The following is a 20,758-nucleotide window of genomic DNA, read 5'->3' as shown; positions in this document are numbered from 1 at the left end:
AGACTATTTGTTTTCACTAGCAAACCATTCTGCAAAACTAGAATCTGTTTCTTGTAGTTTTATAGAATGTAGTTTGATGTTTTCTGGCAACCTATTTTTAATTTTTTTAGCAAAGTCTATCACCATCATTTCACTTGTTGGTTGGTAATCTACTAAAATAACATGATGGTCTCTTGCTTGCAATTCTTTAGCTAGCTCAACATGAGGTGTGTTTTTATTAAAAACAGTTGCATGGTCAAAGATGTCTACAACCTCTTCATTTACAATTTTTTTTAAATCTCCAAAGTCAATCACCATACCAAACTTTACATTGGTATTGTCTTTAATTGGTTTTCCAGAAACAGTTACAGACAGTTTGTAAGAGTGCCCGTGTACATTTTTACATTTTCCATCATAACCATATAATGCGTGCCCTGTTTCAAAGTTAAATTGTTTGGTAATTCTTATTGTGCTCATTTGTGTTTTTTATGAATCCGTCATTACGAGGAAGAATAAAGAAGTAATCTATTTTTTATAATCAGATTATTTTATGCTTCTTAATGACAAAAAAATTATCTTCTGTTTCTAAACTTGTTGTAAAAATAAACAACAACTAATGCTATTGCCAATCCTAAAAATAAAAAATCTCCTCCCATTTTGTGTATATTTTGTTATGCTGTAATTAAAAAATTATTTAAAACATCTGCAATTTTTCTGTTATCAGATAATTGCGGAATCTTATTTTGTCCTCCAAATTTACCAATAGATTTCATATATTCATGAAAACCACCCTTTTTTACTTTTCTAATCACCAAAGGACGTAAAACTTTCCCTTCAATTAAATCGATATAATAAATATTCTGAGCCTGCATAGAAGCATCAATCTTAGCCGCAAAAGCTTCTAAATCTTCTGGTTCGTTTTCAAACTCAATAAACCATTCGTGATACGGTAAACCACTTTCTGGGCTTACTTGTGGTGCTACTGTAAATTCGCTAATGTTTATATTTGTGCCTTTAATAGAGTCGTTTAGTGCTTTTTCTACTTCCTTACCAATAACATGTTCGCCAAAGGCGGATATAAAATGTTTTATTCTACCGGTAACTTTAATTCGATAAGGTTTTGTTGATGTAAACTCTACAGTATCACCAATATTATAACCCCAAAGACCTGCAGTAGTATTTAAAATGATAGCATAATTAACGCCTATTTTTACATCCTTTAAAGAAATTCTTGTTGGGTTTTCGTTAAAAAACTCATCCGCAGGAATAAACTCATAAAAGATACCAGAATCTAATTGCAACAACATTCCTTTTTCTGTCTGAGAATCTTGATAGGCAATAAACCCTTCTGATGCAGGATACAACTCTATATAATCTATCTTTTTACCAATTAAACTTTCAAACTTATTTTTATAAGGCTCAAAATTAACACCGCCATAAATAAAGAAATTAAAATTAGGGAACAATTCTGAAACCGATTTCCCTGTTTTTTCAATTAGTTTTTCAAAATACATTTGTACCCAAGACGGAATTCCGCTAATTACAGACATGTCTTCGTTAATGGTTTCTTCTACAATGGCATTTACTTTGGTATCCCAATCTTCTATACAGTTGGTTTCCCAACTTGGCAATCTGTTTTTTAATAAATATTGAGGCACGTAATGCGCCACAATTCCGCTTAATCTACCTAGTTTTACACCATTTTTATCACTTAAAACAGGACTTCCTTGTAAGAAAATCATTTTTCCATCAACAAAACTTGCGTCTTTTTTTTCTGCGATATAAAACAACAAAGCATTTCTTGCTGCCTTAATGTGTGTAGGCATAGAATCTTTGGTAATTGGTATGTATTTTGCGCCAGAAGTTGTACCAGAAGTTTTAGCAAAGTAAAGTGGTTTTCCGGTCCAAAGAACATCAGATTCTCCTGCTACAATTCTATCTACATAAGGTCTTAAACCTTCGTAATCTGTAACTTTAACCTCTCTTTTAAAATCTTGGTAATTGGTAATTGTAGAAAAATTATGATCTTTTCCAAAGGCAGTTTTGCTTCCTTTAGAAAGTAAGTTTTTAAAAACTTTTTCTTGTGTTTTATGAGGGGTATTTGCCCATTTATAAACTTTTTTTGTTGCAATTTTAGCAAACGGAATCGCAAAAAGTGATTTGATACTCATTATTTAAAATCTATAAAATTTGTTGGGTTTACGGCATAACCACCGCTCCAAAGTTCAAAATGTAAATGCGGTCCTGTTGTTAACTCTCCTGTAGAACCTATAGTAGCTATAACTTCGCCAGATTTTACAAAATCTCCTTGTTCTTTTAGTAAATTTCCATTGTGTTTGTATACAGAAATATAATCTTTAGCATGTTTTAAAATAATAACGTAGCCTGTTTCTGTAGTCCATCCAGAAAAAATTACAGTACCATCTGCAGTTGCTTTAATGGGGCTCCCTGTTTTTGCGGTAATGTCTACAGCAAAATGTTTAGAAGTAGCATCAAAATTTTGTGATATGTTACCATTTAAAGGGGCAAAAAAGACTATCTTAACATTGCTTTGTGCATTCTTTTGAATAGAGAATCGATTTTCACTATCTACTTTTTCTCTAAAGATAGAGTCTTCTCTTGTTGCGTCTAATTTACTTTCATCTATTAAACGATGTCTAGCTTCAACTTGAATAGAATCTATATTTTCTGGTTCAATATCACCTGTTAATACAGGTTTTAATGCCTTTGTGTAGTTTTCTAAAATAGCTAATTTAATTTTTAAAGAATCTGCTTCAAAAGTTAAATTGGCAGCTTTTCTTTTTAAAGCGGTAGAAGAATAACCTGGTATGTATTCTTTTAAGGGAGTAAAAGCAATTAATAAAATGGTGCCGGCTATTAGTAGTATAGAGAAAAAACCACCTAAAACAAAAACATTTAATCTAGAAAGTTTCAATGAAAAACGCTCTTCAAAAGTGTCTTCATTTAAAACAACCAACCTGTACTTGTCAGTTAGTTTTTCTTTAAGTTTTCCTTTCTTTTTATTTTTTTTAGCCACAAAAATGTATTTTATGTTTAACAAAGATACAATGAAACCTTTGCAGTACGTACTCAGTTTATTAACGTTACAAATGTAATTTAATTATTTTCTGTAAAAATTCATTTCATCTGCATATTCCCAAACTTCTTTTGGTAAGAGTGGTTGTATGTTTTTTTGATCTTTTATACCCTTTCTAATCATGGTAGAAGATATTTGTACAATAGGTGCAGCTACTTTATGAATTTTAGAGTGATTGTTAAATTGATGATCTACGGTACCTTCTGCAATTCTTGGATATACATAAATATGATGATGCTCTAAAATAGTTTCATAATTTTTCCATTTATGTAAACTTTTTAAATTGTCTTCACCCATAATTAAACAAAATTCTTTGTCTGGGTGCAACTCTGCAATATGTGCTAACGTGTATACGGTGTAATTGGGTTGTGGTAATTTAAACTCAATATTAGAAGGCTTAATTTTTACGTAGTTTTCTGTTGCTCTGTAAACCATTTCTAAACGATGATGATTTTCTAGCAAAGAGCTTTTCTTTTTAAACGGATTATGAGGGGTTACTACCATCCAAATTTCGTCTAAATCTGAATTTTCTACCATATGATTGGCAATAATTAAATGTCCAATATGAATTGGATTGAATGTGCCAAAATATAAACCGATTTTACTCATATCTTTTAAAAATGAAATGTTCTAGATACTATTTTTCTTCATTCTTCAGAAAAATCATTCAAACAAACAATGTGTATTAACTAAATAGATGAACACTTTGCCGTTTAGAGTGAAATTCTTTTTTTCAAGAATTTTGTATCGAGAAGTTTTTTTAGAAAACTGCTCTTGTTTCTATTCTAACCCTAAAAAAATACTCATTAATTCTTCTGCTTCTTTTAAAGCATCTTCTAGGATATAATTTTTTATAATTTTATCAAACTGCGGCGCTGTTGCTAACTCTACAGAAGCTTTTGCAATACGCATATTTATTTTGTCTTCACTTTCTGTAGATCGTTTTTTTAAACGAATTTTTAATTCATCTACACTTGGTGGTTTTACAAAAACAGACAAGGTTTCTTCTGGGAATTTATGTTTAATTCTTAATCCTCCAACTACATCAATATCAAAAATAACATGTTTTTTTAAGGCCCAAATTCTTTCTACTTCCGTTTTTAAAGTTCCGTAAAAGTTATCTCTGTAAACTTCTTCCCACTCTAAAAACTCATCACTTTTAATTTTATCTTTAAATTCTCTTAAATTGATAAAATAATAATCTTTACCGTCTTTTTCTTCTCCTCTTGGTGCTCTAGAAGTAGCTGAAATAGAAAACTCTAAATTAAACCTTTCTTGCTTTAATAAATGACGTACAATTGTAGTTTTACCTGAACCAGAAGGTGCCGAAAAGACGAATAATTTTCCTTTAAAATCTGACATATGATTTTGTTTTTAGTTGCTAATTTTTGGTTGATGGGTTTTACTACTAACTAAAAACCATCAACCAAAAACTAATTAAAGCACGTTTAAAATTTGCTCTTTAATTTGTTCTAATTCGTTTTTCATTTGAATTACTGCTTTTTGCATAGGTGCAAAATTTGCTTTAGAACCTGTTGTGTTTATTTCTCGTCCCATTTCTTGAACAATAAAGCCTAGTTTCTTACCATTAGAATCTTCAGAATCCATTGTTTGTAAAAAATAATCTAGATGATTTGCCAAACGAACTTTTTCTTCGTTAATATCTAATTTTTCTAGATAATAAATCAATTCTTGTTCAAAACGATTTTCATCCGTATCTACTTTTAAATCGTCGATAGCCTTTTTTAAACGGGTTTTAACGTTTTCTACTCTATCGCCATCTAAAGCTTTTACTTCTTCTAAATAGGTTTTAATATTAGCAATTCTTTCTTTAAAATCTATTTCTAAAGATGCAGCCTCATCAATTCTATATTGTACAATATCTTTAATGGCAACATCAACACTTGTGTTGATAAGGTTCCATTCGTTTTCATCTAATTCTTCACGTTCTGTTTTTAAAGCATCTGGCATTCTTACAGCCATCTTTAATAACTCTACATCATCTGTAGTACCTGTTTGTACAACGTTTCTTAGTTGTTGCATGTATTCTTTTACTACTCCATGATTAATAGTTGTAGAAGTTTCATCCGCAGTCATTTCTACAAAAATTGAAAAATCTACTTTACCACGAACCAAAGCACTTGCTAGTTTTTTACGAACAGCCAATTCTTTCTCTTTATAATAAGAAGGAATACGAACGTTTAAATCGAGGTTTTTACTGTTTAAAGATTTAATTTCTATGGTTACTTTTTTAGTAGGTAATTGTAATACAGACTTCCCATAACCAGTCATAGATTGAATCATAAAATCAACATTTTAGATGAAGGGCAAATATAGTTTTTATTTCACAGAATTTTCTACTTGTCTGGTTACTAAATATACGCCAGAAAAGATAAGTAGGGTTGCACCAATTTTTATAAGGCTTAAAGAGTCGCTACCAACAATTAATGCAAAAATGGTTGCAATTACAGGTTGTAAATAAATAAAAACACTAACAGTAGTTGGCTTTAATTTAGATAAACCGTATAGATTAAAGAGATAGGTAATACAAGAAGTAAAGACAACTACAAAGCTTATATTCCAATAAATATTTGTGGGCATCTGGTGCCAATTAACATCCATTAATTCGCGGTACCCAAAAGGAACTGTAATGAGTAAGCCTACTAAATAGAGCCACTTTACTAAAGTTATTGGATGGTATTTTGCTGTTAATTTTTTAGAAATAACTAAATACAAGCCATAAGAAGCAGCATTTATAAAAACCAAGAAATTACCCCAATTGCTGTTTGTAGCGTTAGAGTCTGATGAGTTGCCGTATGTAATAAGTATAATTGTACCTATTAAACCTATAATAACGCCTATAATTCTTTGTTTACCAATTGCTTTACGTATTAGTATACTAGAGAAAATTAACACCATAATTGGCGAGGTAACCATCATTACAGAAGCACTTATGGGGGTTGTTAGGCTTAACCCTTTAAAAAAGGAAAGCATGTTTACACCGATACCAAAAAAGGACGCTAAGAGAATGGTTTTGTAATCTGATTTATCTATTTTTTCTGATTTAATAAATAAACCAAGAATCCAAAAAATAGTAGTTGCACCAAGAACTCTTATTAAAATAAAACCGAAGGGTTTTACGTAAAAAGGCATTACTTCTTTAGCTATGGTGTAATTAAGACCGTAAATTAAGGTGGCTATAGATACTGCAATTAATGCTAATGTTCTTTGGTTTATTTTCAAGATTGAAATTCTAAAATTAGCCTGCAAAGTTGGTGATAAATTTTAATTTAGAGCATAAAAAAAGAGTTTCAAATATATTTTGAAACTCTTTTAAAATTTTATTGTTTTTAAGTTAGTCTACTAAAGGCGGTATTCTTAAAACCTGACCAGGATAAATTTTATCTGGATGCGATAACATTGGTTTGTTTGCTTCAAAAATTACAGGATATTTCATAGCGTTACCATAATATGTTTTTGCAATTTTACCTAAAGTATCTCCACTTTCTACTGTATGAAATTGTGCCATTGCAGCTTCTTCAATAACTTCAATTTCTGCCACTGTTAAATTGTCTTCAACAGATGCTACACCATTGGTGTTACCTACTACTAAAACTACTTTTTCTTTTGTAGCCAAGTCTGCGGTTTCTCCCCAAAGTTTTACAGCATCGTCATCTACCTCAATAGATAAGTCTGTAACTTCTAGTTCTAGAGCAGCAATAGCTCCTCTTAATTGTTCAGATTTGTCTGCATTTTCTTCTTCTGTAGTTTTTCCAATGCCGAAAACTTTTGCTCCTGCATTTTTAATGAATGAAAAAATTCCCATTTTTTTTGATTGTTTTTTGTTTAAATTTTAATTTTTTGTGCTGATGCAAGATACAAAAAAATAGATATTTTAATTGTATTTTTAAAATGTTAAAGAAAATTAATAGGTATATTTTTCTTAAATAAAATAAGTTCTAAAATATATTTATAGACGCTTTTCGGCTTTGTTTTGGTTACAATTTTTTTAAAGCGAGATAAAATTCACTAATTATATCGACCTTAATAGAACTTTCAGGTAAAGTTTTATTTCTATATTTGTATAAATACCTTAATAAAAATGATTATTCATTACCTACAAGAAGAAAACTCAATTCTTAATAAATTTATTGCAGAGATTAGAGACGTCAAGATTCAAAAAGATTCACTTCGTTTTAGAAGAAATATTGAAAGAATTGGTGAGGTTTTGGGGTATGAATTAAGTAAAAAACTTTCTTACAGGGATGTTTCTATAGAAACACCTTTAGGCGTAAAAAAAGAGCAGATATCTAGTAATGAGGTTGTTTTGTGTTCTATTTTAAGAGCAGGTTTGCCTTTGCATCAAGGGTTGTTAAATTATTTTGATGATGCAGAAAATGCTTTTATTTCTGCATACCGTCATCACCCAAATAATAATGCCGAATTTGAAATTGTAGTAGAGTATTTTGCAGCTCCATCCGTAGAAAATAAAACATTATTATTGGCAGACCCAATGTTAGCTACAGGGCAATCTTTAGTGTCTGTTTATGAGGCCATAAAAAAACAAGGAATTCCAAAAGAAATACATATTGTTGTAGTTATTGCCTCTAAAGAAGGAATCGAATTTATAGAAGACAAGTTCCCAGAAAATACCCATTTATGGATTGCTGCATTAGATGATACGTTAAACAGTAAGGGGTACATCGTTCCTGGTTTAGGAGATGCTGGCGATTTAGCTTTTGGAGCGAAATTATGATAAAAAAAAAGTTATAATTGTTCCTATTAATAACAATCCAGCTAAAATATTTTTTACCAACGTTTTTTCAATAACTTCAAATCCGTTTGCAATAATTATTGATGATGGAACGAGTAGATAAACAATTTCAGATCCATTTTTGTTTGTAATAATTAATGCAAAAACAATAGCAATAATTACGTTTATAATTAACAGAATCCAACTTTTCTTAAAAGAATTATTTACAGAGAATGCTTTAGGCGATTTTAAGAAAATTGAACATATTGTTAATAAAACTATGGTTCCGAAAAGCCATATTGTATTGTCTTCTGCGTAAATAAGTAGGTTATTTATGCTTTTAAAATAGAATAAATGGTGTATTTCTTCCGTAGCATCGTTCCAAAACAAGTACGCAAAGTAAATAATTAAGGGAGAGATGAATCCTATAATTGGTGTTAATAAAGTATGAATTGATACTTTTTTTCTTAACAGATTAGAAGCGTAAATTAAAACAAGAAATACCAGTGTAAAGGGTTCTAATAAAAAAAGAATCCCTAACCAAAAACCGCTATCAAATAATTTTTGAATTACCTGTTTAGAAGAGCGTAAGCTGTAAATTTTTCTTAAAAAAAGAAAGTAAATTATAAGCATTAACAGGGCTTTCAGTTCAAGTAGCTTAGAAATAAAAAGGATGGTTGTTAATGTAAAAATAAAGAATGCATACGAATGATCGAACGTTAATTTGTTCTTAGAAACGATAAAATTATAAAAGAAAAAAACAATCAAAAACAAAAACAAAAATAAAAGGTTTTCTAGTGTTTGAGGCCAAGTAAAACTTCCTGTAAAAAAGTCTGTAAAAACAGTGATTAAGAAGAAGCAAAAAAACAGCCCTAAATAGACTATAAAATTGATTGGTTTAGATTTCTCTAAAAAGTTGGCTAGCATTGTTTCTTTTTGTTATTTTTGCAGCGTAAAGATAATTAAGTTATGATAGCAAGCAATATTTTTAGATGGATTGGTAGTTTATTTACTGATTTTTTATTCGTCCCTTTTAAATGGTTACGTACAAGTGTAGCACAAGCAGATTTAGGTTGGTGGATATCTAATGCAGTAAATTGGTTTTTTCTAGTCGTTTTATTATGCTTATTAGCATATTGGATGAAAGAATCTCTTAAGTTTAAGAGAGAAGGAACTGAAGATAAAGCTTAAAATAACAATTTGGGAAGCAAAAATAAATTGAAACGTTTCAAAGAAAATGAAACGTTTAAAAATGTCATTCAACCAACTAGAGAAGAAGTTGTAACAGACTTTTCTCATAAAGGGAAATGGCATTCTTTTTTTGGTAACAACAATCCTATTGTTGTAGAGTTAGGTTGTGGTAAAGGAGAATATACCATTGCTTTGGCTAGAAAAAATCCGAATAAAAATTATATTGGTATCGATATAAAAGGCGCTCGTTTTTGGAGAGGCGCAAAAACTGCAATAGAAGAAAATTTACCTAATGTAGCTTTTGTAAGAACCCAAATAGAATTGGTCGATTTTATTTTTGCCGAAAATGAAGTTTCAGAAATTTGGATTACTTTCCCAGATCCACAAATAAAATTTCAACGCACAAAACATAGAATGACAAATTCTAGTTTTATGAAAAAGTACCACCATATTTTAAATGAAGACGGAATTATGAACTTAAAAACAGATTCTGAATTTATGCATGGTTATACTTTAGGTTTGTTACATGGAGAAGGACACGAAATTTTATACGCAAATCATACCGTATATAAAAATGAAGGAGCTCCGAAAGAAGTTACGGAAACACAGACTTTTTACGAAAAACAATATTTAGAAGTAGATAAACCAATTACCTACATTAAGTTTAGATTAAAATATTAATTTTTTTAATTCCCAAAACGAACGTTTTAAGGTGATTTAGGAATTTCTTACATATAAAAAACTAGTACTCGTTTTAATGAGTACTAGTTTTTTTATGAGTATTTATTAAAACGCTCTACTGTCATTCCGAAATGAGCCTTTTAAGGTGGTCGAGGAACCTCATAACACCACTGTTATTAATGCAATATTTTAACGCTCTAAATTTCTCTGCAAAACTCTAGGTAATAATAGTATCTTCACAACGTGGAAAAAGAAGACAATTTTTTTGATAAAGTGTACAAAGTTGCACGCTTAATTCCTTATGGAAAAGTGACCAGTTATGGCGCAATTGCAACCTATTTAGGAGCAGCAAGATCTGCAAGAATGGTAGGTTGGGCAATGAACAAAGCCCATAATTTAAACGATATTCCTGCACATAGAGTTGTAAATAGAAAAGGGTTACTCACAGGCAAGCATCACTTTGATGGTACAAACCTTATGCAGCAATTACTAGAAAGTGAAGGTATTGTTGTCATCGATAATCAAATTCAAGATTTAGAAAAAGTATTATGGAATCCTATGGATGAATTGTCTTAGGGTTTCTTTATCAAAATTAAGTCTATAATTTTCTGCTATCAACACATCAATATTCACAATCTACAAGCTTTCTTTTCTAAACTGTAAAACGTATCTTTGTAACTTAGAATAACCTTAATTAGAATCTCAAAAATGAGTTTTAAAAAACAAGATATATACAACGCATTAGAAACGATTACTGCTCCTGGAGAAGGTAAAAGTTTAATAGAAAATAATAATGTTACCAATGTAGTTACTTTTGGTAATGAAGTAGAGGTAGATGTTACCATTAGTAACCCTACTTTACAAGCAAAAAAGAAGATTGAGACGGAAATAACAAAGGCTATTCAGACCAATGTTAGCGAAGAAATTACTGTAAAAGTAAACGTAAAAGTAGAAAAGCCAGTAGAAAAAGCAAAACCGAATCAAATTAAAGGAAAAGCAATACCAAATATTAAAAACATTATTGCAATTGCATCAGGTAAAGGAGGTGTAGGTAAATCTACAATTACCGCAAATACAGCTATTTCATTAGCCAAAATGGGTTTTAATGTAGGTATTTTAGATGCAGATGTTTACGGACCATCGCAACACATTATGTTCGATGTAGAAAAAGCAAAACCACTTTCTGTAAAAATAGATGGGCGTTCTAAAATGAAGCCTGTAGAAAATTACGGAGTTAAATTATTGTCTTTAGGTTTCTTTACAGATCCAGGTCAAGCAGTAATTTGGAGGGGGCCAATGGCATCTAAAGCATTAAATCAATTAATTTTTGATGCAGATTGGGGAGAATTAGACTTTTTATTAATTGATTTACCTCCAGGAACAGGAGATGTACATTTATCAATAGTACAAGCTTTACCTATAAACGGAGCAGTTATAGTAAGTACACCGCAAAATATTGCTTTAGCAGATGCTAAAAAAGGAGTTGCAATGTTTCAGCAAGAAAATATTAATGTTCCTGTTTTAGGAATCATAGAAAATATGGCTTATTTTACACCAGAAGAATTACCAGATAATAAATATTATATCTTTGGTAAAGATGGAGCAAAAAATTTAGCAGAAGATATTGAAACTAAATTTTTAGGAGAAATTCCTTTGGTACAAAGTATTAGAGAATCTGGAGATGTTGGGCATCCGGTAGCTTTACAAAACGGAACTATTTTAGAAAAATCATTTAATGATATTACTAAAGAAATGGTTGCAGAATTATTAAAAAGAAACGCAGATTTACCACCTACAGAAGTAGTAAGAATTACAACTATGAGTGGTTGTAGTTCTGTAAAAAAATAAGATTATGACAGAGCAAGAAACATTAAATAATGTAGAAAAAGCATTAGAAGAAATTCGTCCTTTTTTAATAAGTGACGGAGGTAACATCAAACTACTTTCTATAGAAGATTTTATTGTAAAAGTACAATTAGAAGGCGCTTGTACAGGTTGTTCTGTAAATCAAATGACGTTAAAAAACGGAGTAGAAGCTACCATTAAAAAGTTTGCACCACAAATTACAGAAGTAATAAATGTAGTGTAATTACCTGTAAATCAGTTATTAATAATTGTAGAAATATATTTTTGGGCGTTACCTAAAGGTCGGGCTTTACATTATATTTTTTTGCGAAAAGCAAAAAGGATGTCATTTCAATCCCTAACGCGCTCATCAGCATAAAAAAACCTCACAAGATTTTATTCTAGTGAGGTTTTTAAGATAATAGATAAACAAGAAGTTGGTATTCCTTTATATTTTTATAACCTGAAGGATTTTTTTTTGTCATTCCTGCGTAGGCAGGAATCCATGTTTTTGTGAATTAATACCCCTATCTTAGATGAAAATTAAAGTATGATAATCGGAATAAAATTTTTTGTAATAAATTGTCTTGGTTACCAAAATGAGCCAAATGCCTATGATTTATTAATCTTTGGTTTAGGTTCTTTTGTCCTGATATCAATTTTACTTTTTTATTATAATAGTATCTCAAAAAGTAATAATTCTAGTAGGGAATTAGAGAATACTATTTATCAATCAAAAGATGTTTTATTGCAATCGAATAATAGCAATATAAATTTAATTATTACCCAAAGCACTACTTCAATTTGGGGTAAAGCCTTAGTTTTAGTCCTTATTGCTTTTGTTATTATCGTTCCTGTAGATAAACTTATTGGTGCTGTAAACTCTTTTTACTAATACTTTTAAAAAAATATTCTAACAATCTTTTCTTATATTTGTAGAACAACGAAATCGATTGAGATGTTTGTAGACTTACTTTCACATTTAAAATTCCTAATCAAACGCAATCCAGAATAAAGGGTTTAAATTTTTATTTTAATCAAATTATTAATTTAAAATTTTAAAAACATATGCCTTTTTATCATAAATTAGGAACCATTCCACCTAAAAGACACACCCAGTTTCGTAAAAAAGACGGAAGCTTATATTACGAGCAATTGTTTGGTACTATTGGTTTCGATGGTATGTCTACCAATTCGTATCACGAGCATAGACCAACAATGGTTAAGCATATTGGTAAACAATATTCTGTAAAACCAAAAATTGCAAAAGCCAATAATATTCAATCGTATCGTTTTCGTGGATTTCAAGTTCCGCCAGAAAACGATTATCTAGAAAGTAGAAAAATCGTTTTAACAAATGCTGATTGTAATATTATTTTATCGGCGCCCAAAAAATCTACCACAGCATATTTTTATAAAAATACAGACGCAGATGAGGTAGTTTTTATCCATAAAGGAACCGGGAAGTTAAGAACACATCTTGGTAACATCAACTTTAAATACGGAGATTATTTAGTAATTCCGCGTGGAATTATTTACAAATTAGATTTCGATGACGAGAACAACAGACTTTTTATCGTAGAATCTTATTCGCCAGTGTATACACCAAAAAGATATAGAAATTACTTTGGTCAATTGTTAGAACACTCACCATTTTGTGAGCGAGATTTAAGAAGACCCCAAGAATTAGAAACCTATAATGAGTTAGGAGATTTTCTTATCAAAGTAAAAAAACAAGGCGAAATTATAGAAATGACGTATGCTTCACATCCTTTTGATGTGGTGGGTTACGACGGTTATAATTTTCCGTATGCATTTTCAATTCACGATTTTGAGCCAATAACAGGTCGCGTTCATCAACCGCCGCCAGTACATCAAACTTTTGAAACCAATGCCTTTGTAATTTGCAGTTTTGTACCCCGTTTGTACGATTATCATCCAAACTCAATTCCTGCGCCATATAATCACAGTAATATAGATTCAGACGAGGTTTTGTATTATGTAGATGGCGATTTTATGAGTAGAAACGACATCGACCAAGGTCATATTTCCTTGCATCCATCCGGAATTCCTCATGGTCCACACCCAGGAACTACAGAAAAAAGTATAGGAAAAACAAAAACCGAAGAATTGGCAGTTATGGTAGACACTTTTAAACCTTTAATGGTTACAGAAGAAGCTATGAAAATTGCAGATGAAGAGTATTATAAATCTTGGTTAGAAGAAAATAGACATTAGAAGCTATTTACTGCTTTTCGTTATGTTTTTTGTAAAAAACAAAAAGGATGTCACTTCAATAGCGAAGCATTCAACGATTCAAAAAAAAAGTAAAGCAGAGTTAATTAGGGCTAAACTTGTTTGAAACCAACAGCTTTAATTTTAAAAAAAAACAGCTAATTTTTAAAAATAAATAAATTTACAAACACAGAGACCTCACAGGTTTTTAAAACCTGTGAGGTCTAAAAAATAAACATCAATTAACAAAGATTGAATTAAAGATTCAAGAATTTCAAAAAATGATAATGGGGTTTCAAAATAAGCTCTAAAAGTCTTTTTTCTTGTCTCTTTTTTCTTTGTTCTATAAAACATAAAGATGGCAAAAGAAATAAAATCAGTAAACTACGGATTAGAAAAAATATTTGAAGGCGCACAAGATTTCCTTCCACTTTTAGGAACAGATTATGTAGAGTTTTACGTTGGTAACGCAAAACAAGCAGCACACTTTTACAAAACAGCCTTTGGTTTTCAATCATATGCTTATAGAGGATTAGAAACAGGTTCTAAAGATGTTGTAAGTTATGTGCTAACTCAAGATAAAATTAAATTAGTTTTAACAACTCCATTAAACAGTAGATCACCAATAAACGACCATATTGTAAAACATGGCGATGGTGTAAAAGTTGTGGCGCTTTGGGTAGAAGACGCAAGAAAAGCATACGAAGAAACAACTTCTAGAGGTGCAAAATCTTATATGGAGCCAACGGTAGAAACAGATGAAGATGGAGAAGTGGTAAGAGCTGGGATTTACACCTACGGAGAAACGGTACACATGTTTGTAGAGCGTAAAAATTATAACGGCACATTTTTACCAGGTTTTCAAAAATGGGAATCAGATTACAACCCACCAATTGCAGGTTTAAAATACATAGATCACATGGTGGGTAATGTGGGGTGGAATCAAATGGATGTTTGGGTAAAATGGTACGAAGATGTTATGGGGTTTGAAAACTTTCTATCTTTTGATGATAAGCAAATTCATACAGAATATTCTGCATTAATGAGTAAAGTAATGTCTAACGGAAATGGTAGAATTAAGTTTCCGATAAACGAGCCAGCAGAGGGTAAAAAACGTTCTCAAATAGAAGAATATTTAGATTTTTATGAAGGCGCAGGTGTACAGCATATTGCAGTTGCAACAGATGATATTATTGCTACTGTAACTCAATTGCGTTATAGTGGAGTAGAATTTTTATCGACCCCACCAGAAGAATATTACAATGCAGTTCCAGGAAGATTAGAAGAGTATAGCCATGAACTAAGAGAAGATATTGAGAATTTAAAAGAGCTTGGTATTATGATTGATGCTGATGAGGAAGGTTATCTATTACAAATTTTTACAAAACCAGTTGAAGACAGACCAACGTTGTTTTTTGAAATTATTCAAAGAATGGGAGCAAAAGGCTTTGGTGCAGGAAACTTTAAAGCTTTGTTTGAGTCTATAGAAAGAGAACAAGCAAAAAGGGGAACTCTTTAAAAAGAATCAAGAATCAAGATTTAACACCTTAGTTCTTGTTTTTTTTATGTTTATAAATCTTTAATTTTTAGTGGTAGTAACAGTTTAATACTAGTTGTTTTACAGGTTTTTTTTAAAACCTTGTAGATGTTTTTTTATGATTTATACGTAAATTATAATCAAATTTTTGACTAAAATCAGCAAAGTATTTAATGAGTGTTAGGGATTGCAATGGCATCCTTTTTGACTTTTCGGCAAAAAGATATAATGGAAAGCCCGTTAAAACACCCAAATAAAAATAATTGATTTTCTGTTTTACACTTATAAGATTTTCAGGATTTAACAACTTAATTCTTGGTTTTTTGTTTTAATAAAACTTCAATAGAAAGATGAAATAATTTTTATTTTTTATATTAAATTGCATTCAAAATGTCCAAAAATCAAAAATTTCTTGTTTCTTGGCTCTAATTATCTTGATTCTTAAAAAAAAATGAACAGAGACGAAATTTTAAAAGCAATAGAAGAAAAGTACGATAAATTAGGTGTGCCTGTAGATTCTATGTTAGAGGGTTTGCTTTGGAGTACGCCAATAACGTATTGGGATTATATTCAAACAGATGCTTTACTTGGTTTGCAAACTCCAAGAACTACGCAACCAGACGAAATGGTTTTTATCATGTACCATCAAGTAAATGAGTTGTTGTTTAAAATGATTTTGTGGGAAATTGACCAAGTAGCAAAAACAATTGAAGTTACAGCAGATAGGTTTTCGATGCATTTAGGTAGAATTAGCAGGTATTTTGATATGCTTTGTAGTTCTTTTAATGTAATGGCAGATGGAATGGAGAAAGAGCAGTATCTAAAATTTAGAAATACATTAACGCCTGCAAGTGGTTTTCAAAGTGCACAATACCGTAAAATAGAATTTGCATCCACAGAATTAATAAATTTAATTGATGTTCGTTTTAGGGACGATATCGATAGAAATTCGTCATTTAAAAATGCCTATAATCATTTGTATTGGCAAGCAGCAGGTAAAAATTATACAACAGGGCAGAAATCGACTTTATTAACTCTTTTTGAAAAAAAATATATGGGAGATTTTATCGATTTTATGGAAGATTATAATGATATTAATTTGTCTTTAAAATTTAAACAGTTGCCTAAAGAAGTGCAAGAAAATAAAGATTTAATCAAAGCCATGCGTCATTATGATTATACAGTAAACGTAAAGTGGGTAATGGCTCATTACAATGCTGCTGCAAAATATATTGGTGGTAATGATTCTGAATTAAAAGCTACAGGAGGTAGTAATTGGCGTAAATATATGCATCCAAAATATCAACGAAGAATTTTTTATCCGTACTTGTGGAGTGAAGAAGAGTTAAAAAATTGGGGTACGTTTTAAAATTAAATAATTTATTGTTAGAAATATTTACGGTATAAATAAAAAGGGCAATCTTGTTAAATTTTACGATCAATTAGATTGGCTTATAGTAACATACATTTATATTAAAAAACCATTTACAAATAGTTAGTAAATGGTTTTTTTTTATTTTGGAACGGTAATTGTCATTACTTTTTTATATGTTTGGTTTAATATGAAAAAATATACCCTATTATTTTTGACCCTTTTTTTCTTGACAATTACTAATAGTCAAGAAAATTCAGTTGCTTTTAAAAGCGGAGAGTTGTTACGTTATAAAATGAGTTACAGTGGCTTTTTAAGAGCAGGAACTGCCGTTTTAGAAGTACAAGAAAAAGATTTAAATGGTAAAAAAGTGTTTTATACTAAAGGTACAGGTTGGACCTCTGGTATGATAAAATGGTTTTTTAGTGTGGATGATAAATATGAGAGTTATTTTGATAAAGATACCGTGAAGCCTTATCTTTTTAAAAGAAAAATTGACGAAGGTGGCTATAAAAAACATAGAATTACTTCATTTAATTATAATTCTAATAAAGCATACGTTCAAGATTTTACAATGCAAAAAGATACGTCTGTCTCTTTTTCTAATGTGCAAGACATCCTTTCTTCATTCTATTATTTAAGAAATAAAGATGTTAAAAATATGAATAAGGGAGAGGAAATTGCCATAGATATGTTTTTAGATTCTCAGGTATATCCTTTTAAATTACGTTTTATAGGAAGAGAAACGTTAAAAACAAAATTCGGTAAAGTTAAAACACTTATTTTTAGACCATTAGTACAGTCTGGTAGAGTTTTTAAAGCACAAGAAAGTGTTACGCTTTGGATTACTGATGATGCTAATAAAATTCCTATTAAAATGAAAGCAGATTTAGCAGTTGGTTCTTTAAGAGCGGAATTAGAGTCTTATAAGGGGTTAGCAAATCCTTTTATTAAATATTAAGAAATTTTTAACGAAACCGATTTAGGAAGTTCATTAAGATAGCAACCTAAAAAAACTTTTTTATTTGTACTTTTGAAGACTACATTCAATAGCACATATTTTTGAAAAAAATAATCCTCCTTTTAGTTTTAATTACCTCGTTTTCATCTTGTAAAAAAGATGTTAAAAAACCCGTAACAGTACCTAAAAAAGTAAAACCTAAACCTGTTTATAAATTTGGGTATAAAATAGAAGATTATAAAGTAATACAAGATACTATTAGAAGAGGCGAAAGTTTTGGCGCTATTTTAGATAGGCATCATGTAGATTACCCAAAAATTAGTGAAATTACTACTTCTATAAAAGATGTTTTTGATGTTAGAAGATTAAGAGCAGGAAAACCTTATGTAATTTTATCTAGTAAAGACTCTTTAGAGGAGGCCAAGGTTTTTATTTATAAGGATAATTTAATTAACGCTACGGTTATAGATTTTAAAGATTCTATAATAGCTGCACATACTTATGTTCAGCCAATAAAAACAGTAGAAAAAATTGTAGAAGGAGAAATTCATTCTAATCTTTCTAATGCAATGGATAGTTTACATTTATCAGCAAATTTAACGTATGCTGTTGCAGATATTTATGCTTGGACTTTAGATTTTTACAAACTACAGAAAGGAGATACTTTTAAGCTCGTTTTTGAAGAGAAGTACATAAAAGACTCTCTTTTTGCAGGCTATGGAGAAATTAAATCGGCAGTATTTAAGCATAATGGAACAAATTTACTTGCTTTTAGATACGTGGCAGATTCTATAAAAGGAATTCCAGAATACTATGATGAAAACGGAAACATGCTTCGTAGTCAGTTTTTAAAATCACCTATAAAATTTCAATATAGAATTTCTTCGAGATACAATTTAAGAAGAAGGATAGCATATTACGGTAATAAGATAAGACCACATAAAGGGACTGATTTTGCGGCCAATATTGGTACACCAATTTTAGCAACAGCAAGTGGAACCGTTTCTGAGTCTGCAAGAAGAGGAGGAAATGGTAATTATGTAAAGATTAAACATAATAGTACGTACTCTACGCAGTATTTACACATGAAAAAACGTAAAGTTAATAAAGGGCAATACGTAAAACAAGGAGATGTAATTGGTTGGGTAGGTATGACGGGGAATACAGGTGGACCACATGTATGTTATCGTTTTTGGAAACATGGCAAGCAAGTAGACCCTTTTAAGGAGAAACTACCCTCTGCAGAACCTTTAAAGAAAAGTTTAAAACCTAAATATTTAGAGTATATTAAACCGCTTAAATATCAATTAGAAAATAAAGTACTTCCGGTTAAAGAGCCAGAGGTGATAGAGAAAATTGCACAAAATTAAAATAAAATGGCTTTAAAAAACATCAACCCAACTACAACAAATGCTTGGGCAGCATTAACATATCATTTTAACGATATTAAAGATATCAATATTAAAGATTTATATAAGGATGCAAATAGAAAAGAAGATTTTTCTTTAAAATTTGATGACTTATTGGTAGATTTTTCTAAAAATAGAGTTACTAAAGAAACAATTAGTTTGTTACTAGATTTAGCCAAAGAAGTTGATTTAAAAGATGCTATAGAAAAGCAATTTGCAGGAGAAGTTATTAACGTAACAGAAGGTAGAGAAGTTTTACATACTGCGTTAAGAAGTACTTCTGATGAACCTGTTTTAGTTGAAGGGAAAAATGTGAAGCCACAAATACAAGCAGCCCTAAGAAAAATTAAAAGTTTTTCTAACAAAGTTATTTCTGGTAAATGGAAAGGATATACAGGCAAATCTATTACAGATATTGTAAATATTGGTATTGGAGGTTCTGATCTAGGGCCAGATATGGTTGTAGAATCCTTAAAATATTACAAAAATCAATTAACCACTCATTTTGTTTCTAATGTAGATGGAGATCATGTTTCTGAAGTTATTAAATTTTTAAACCCAGAAACAACCTTATTTGTAATTGTATCTAAAACATTTACAACACAAGAAACTATTACCAATGCAGAAACGCTTAAAAATTGGTTTTTAAAATCGGCAACTATTTTTGATATTCCAAAACATTTTGTGGCAGTTTCTACAAATTTAGAAGCAGTAGATAATTTTGGTATAGATAAAGGTAACGTTTTTCCGATGTGGAATTGGGTTGGAGGACGTTTTTCTCTTTGGTCAGGTGTTGGTTTGTCTATTAGTTTGTCTGTAGGTTTCGATAACTATAAGCAACTTTTAGAAGGAGCCGAAGAAATGGATATTCATTATAAAAATGAAGATTTTGATACAAATATCCCTGTAATTTTAGCATTGTTAAGTATTTGGTATAATAACTTTTACGGTGCAGAAACAGAGGCCGTTTTACCCTATTCTCAGTACTTAGCAAAACTTCCAGATTATTTACAACAAGCTATTATGGAAAGTAATGGAAAAGGTGTAGACAGAAACGGAGAAAAAGTAACTTACCAAACAGGTACCATTGTTTGGGGAAGCACAGGTACAAATATGCAGCATGCTTTTATGCAATTGGTACATCAAGGAACTAAATTAATTCCTGCAGATTTTATTGGTTACAAAGAGTCTTTATATGGTTTAACAGATCATCAAAAAAAATTAATGTCTAATTATTATGGTCAAATGGATGCATTGGCTTTTGGTAAAACAAAAGAAGAAGTGCATTTAGAGTTAAAGTTTTCTGGTGATGAAGATAAAATTGCTACACTTTTACCTTTTAAAGTTTTTGAAGGAAACAGACCAAGTAACGCCATTCTTTTTGATAAATTAACACCACGTTCTTTAGGAAAACTAATAGCACTTTATGAACATAAAATTTATACACAAGGAATTTTATGGAACATTTATAGCTACGATCAATTTGGTGTAGAACTTGGTAAAGAAATGGCGAAAAAATTATTGAATAAATCTTAAATTTAGTTTTTTGTCCTGTTTTTTAAACTATTAATTATTTAGTTAACTTTTGTTAACATATCTGTTTATTTTTAACAGTTTGATTATCAGTATAAAAAAAATATTTTATGTGATTATTTGTCTTAATTTTTTGTTAAAGCTTAACATTAAATTAACATTAGA

General features: G+C 30.3%; 22 protein-coding genes. 13 read left to right on the top strand and 9 right to left on the bottom strand.

What is annotated here, in order from left to right:
- Window positions 1-3: 3 nt before the first annotated feature.
- From GQR92_RS11055 to lysM, 8 genes are all read right to left on the bottom strand, one after another.
- On the bottom strand, window positions 4-456 hold the full coding sequence (locus tag GQR92_RS11055; protein ID WP_158839499.1) for a 6-pyruvoyl trahydropterin synthase family protein: 453 nt from the start codon (window positions 454-456) through the stop codon (window positions 4-6).
- Between the two features lie 194 nt (window positions 457-650).
- Window positions 651-2,150, bottom strand: a complete 1,500-nt coding sequence (locus GQR92_RS11050; protein ID WP_158839497.1) for a GH3 auxin-responsive promoter family protein — start codon at window positions 2,148-2,150, stop codon at window positions 651-653.
- The gene (locus GQR92_RS11045) at window positions 2,150-3,016 is read right to left on the bottom strand and encodes a M23 family metallopeptidase (RefSeq protein WP_158839496.1); all 867 of its coding nucleotides are present in this window, start codon (window positions 3,014-3,016) and stop codon (window positions 2,150-2,152) included. The genes GQR92_RS11050 and GQR92_RS11045 overlap by 1 nt, the downstream gene beginning before the upstream one ends.
- Window positions 3,017-3,100: 84 nt before the next feature.
- Window positions 3,101-3,685, bottom strand: a complete 585-nt coding sequence (nadD, locus tag GQR92_RS11040) for a nicotinate (nicotinamide) nucleotide adenylyltransferase (RefSeq protein WP_158839494.1) — start codon at window positions 3,683-3,685, stop codon at window positions 3,101-3,103.
- Between the two features lie 171 nt (window positions 3,686-3,856).
- On the bottom strand, window positions 3,857-4,438 hold the full coding sequence (gene gmk, locus GQR92_RS11035) for a guanylate kinase (protein WP_158839493.1): 582 nt from the start codon (window positions 4,436-4,438) through the stop codon (window positions 3,857-3,859).
- 75 nt (window positions 4,439-4,513) lie between these two features.
- On the bottom strand, window positions 4,514-5,380 hold the full coding sequence (locus GQR92_RS11030; protein ID WP_233269834.1) for a YicC/YloC family endoribonuclease: 867 nt from the start codon (window positions 5,378-5,380) through the stop codon (window positions 4,514-4,516).
- A gap of 36 nt (window positions 5,381-5,416) precedes the next feature.
- On the bottom strand, window positions 5,417-6,313 hold the full coding sequence (locus GQR92_RS11025; protein WP_158842113.1) for a DMT family transporter: 897 nt from the start codon (window positions 6,311-6,313) through the stop codon (window positions 5,417-5,419).
- 118 nt (window positions 6,314-6,431) lie between these two features.
- Window positions 6,432-6,902 (bottom strand): peptidoglycan-binding protein LysM, encoded by a 471-nt coding sequence (gene lysM / locus GQR92_RS11020; RefSeq protein ID WP_158839492.1) that lies wholly within the window; start codon window positions 6,900-6,902, stop codon window positions 6,432-6,434.
- 276 nt (window positions 6,903-7,178) lie between these two features.
- Between lysM and upp the strand changes: the two genes are divergently transcribed.
- Complete coding sequence (gene upp, locus GQR92_RS11015; protein WP_158839491.1) at window positions 7,179-7,832, top strand: uracil phosphoribosyltransferase; 654 nt, start codon at window positions 7,179-7,181, stop codon at window positions 7,830-7,832.
- Here upp and GQR92_RS11010 read toward each other — a convergent pair.
- Window positions 7,827-8,756 (bottom strand): DUF6427 family protein, encoded by a 930-nt coding sequence (locus tag GQR92_RS11010; protein WP_233269832.1) that lies wholly within the window; start codon window positions 8,754-8,756, stop codon window positions 7,827-7,829. The genes upp and GQR92_RS11010 overlap by 6 nt on opposite strands.
- Before the next feature lie 42 nt (window positions 8,757-8,798).
- Between GQR92_RS11010 and GQR92_RS11005 the strand changes: the two genes are divergently transcribed.
- From GQR92_RS11005 to pgi, 12 genes are all read left to right on the top strand, one after another.
- A complete protein-coding gene (locus GQR92_RS11005) occupies window positions 8,799-9,020 on the top strand; it encodes a DUF6341 family protein (RefSeq protein WP_158839489.1) in 222 nt (73 codons plus the stop codon).
- Window positions 9,021-9,029: 9 nt separating this feature from the next.
- Window positions 9,030-9,701, top strand: a complete 672-nt coding sequence (gene trmB, locus GQR92_RS11000) for a tRNA (guanosine(46)-N7)-methyltransferase TrmB (RefSeq protein WP_158839488.1) — start codon at window positions 9,030-9,032, stop codon at window positions 9,699-9,701.
- Window positions 9,702-9,944: 243 nt separating this feature from the next.
- Window positions 9,945-10,277: an MGMT family protein gene (locus tag GQR92_RS10995; RefSeq protein ID WP_158839487.1), complete on the top strand. Its 333-nt coding sequence runs from the start codon at window positions 9,945-9,947 to the stop codon at window positions 10,275-10,277.
- 132 nt (window positions 10,278-10,409) lie between these two features.
- The gene (locus GQR92_RS10990) at window positions 10,410-11,549 is read left to right on the top strand and encodes an Mrp/NBP35 family ATP-binding protein (RefSeq protein WP_158839486.1); all 1,140 of its coding nucleotides are present in this window, start codon (window positions 10,410-10,412) and stop codon (window positions 11,547-11,549) included.
- Window positions 11,550-11,553: 4 nt separating this feature from the next.
- Window positions 11,554-11,790 (top strand): NifU family protein, encoded by a 237-nt coding sequence (locus GQR92_RS10985; RefSeq protein ID WP_158839485.1) that lies wholly within the window; start codon window positions 11,554-11,556, stop codon window positions 11,788-11,790.
- 306 nt (window positions 11,791-12,096) lie between these two features.
- Window positions 12,097-12,441, top strand: a complete 345-nt coding sequence (locus GQR92_RS10980; RefSeq protein WP_158839484.1) for a hypothetical protein — start codon at window positions 12,097-12,099, stop codon at window positions 12,439-12,441.
- Between the two features lie 173 nt (window positions 12,442-12,614).
- Window positions 12,615-13,784, top strand: a complete 1,170-nt coding sequence (locus GQR92_RS10975) for a homogentisate 1,2-dioxygenase (RefSeq protein WP_158839483.1) — start codon at window positions 12,615-12,617, stop codon at window positions 13,782-13,784.
- Window positions 13,785-14,139: 355 nt separating this feature from the next.
- Window positions 14,140-15,300 carry a 4-hydroxyphenylpyruvate dioxygenase gene (gene hppD / locus GQR92_RS10970; RefSeq protein WP_158839482.1) on the top strand — a complete coding sequence of 387 codons (1,161 nt, stop codon included), beginning with the start codon at window positions 14,140-14,142 and terminating at the stop codon, window positions 15,298-15,300.
- A 469-nt stretch (window positions 15,301-15,769) separates the two neighbouring features.
- Window positions 15,770-16,687 (top strand): tryptophan 2,3-dioxygenase family protein, encoded by a 918-nt coding sequence (locus GQR92_RS10965; RefSeq protein WP_158839481.1) that lies wholly within the window; start codon window positions 15,770-15,772, stop codon window positions 16,685-16,687.
- A 193-nt stretch (window positions 16,688-16,880) separates the two neighbouring features.
- Window positions 16,881-17,651, top strand: coding sequence for a DUF3108 domain-containing protein (locus GQR92_RS10960; protein ID WP_158842111.1), 771 nt, complete (start codon window positions 16,881-16,883; stop codon window positions 17,649-17,651).
- Between the two features lie 101 nt (window positions 17,652-17,752).
- Window positions 17,753-19,021, top strand: coding sequence for a peptidoglycan DD-metalloendopeptidase family protein (locus GQR92_RS10955; RefSeq protein WP_158839479.1), 1,269 nt, complete (start codon window positions 17,753-17,755; stop codon window positions 19,019-19,021).
- A gap of 6 nt (window positions 19,022-19,027) precedes the next feature.
- Window positions 19,028-20,596 (top strand): glucose-6-phosphate isomerase, encoded by a 1,569-nt coding sequence (gene pgi / locus GQR92_RS10950; protein WP_158839477.1) that lies wholly within the window; start codon window positions 19,028-19,030, stop codon window positions 20,594-20,596.
- The last annotated feature ends 162 nt before the right edge of the window (window positions 20,597-20,758 follow it).

It is taken from the genome of Polaribacter sp. L3A8, from assembly GCF_009796785.1.
Classification (GTDB): domain Bacteria; phylum Bacteroidota; class Bacteroidia; order Flavobacteriales; family Flavobacteriaceae; genus Polaribacter.
This window is presented reverse-complemented; position numbering and strand designations above follow the sequence as displayed.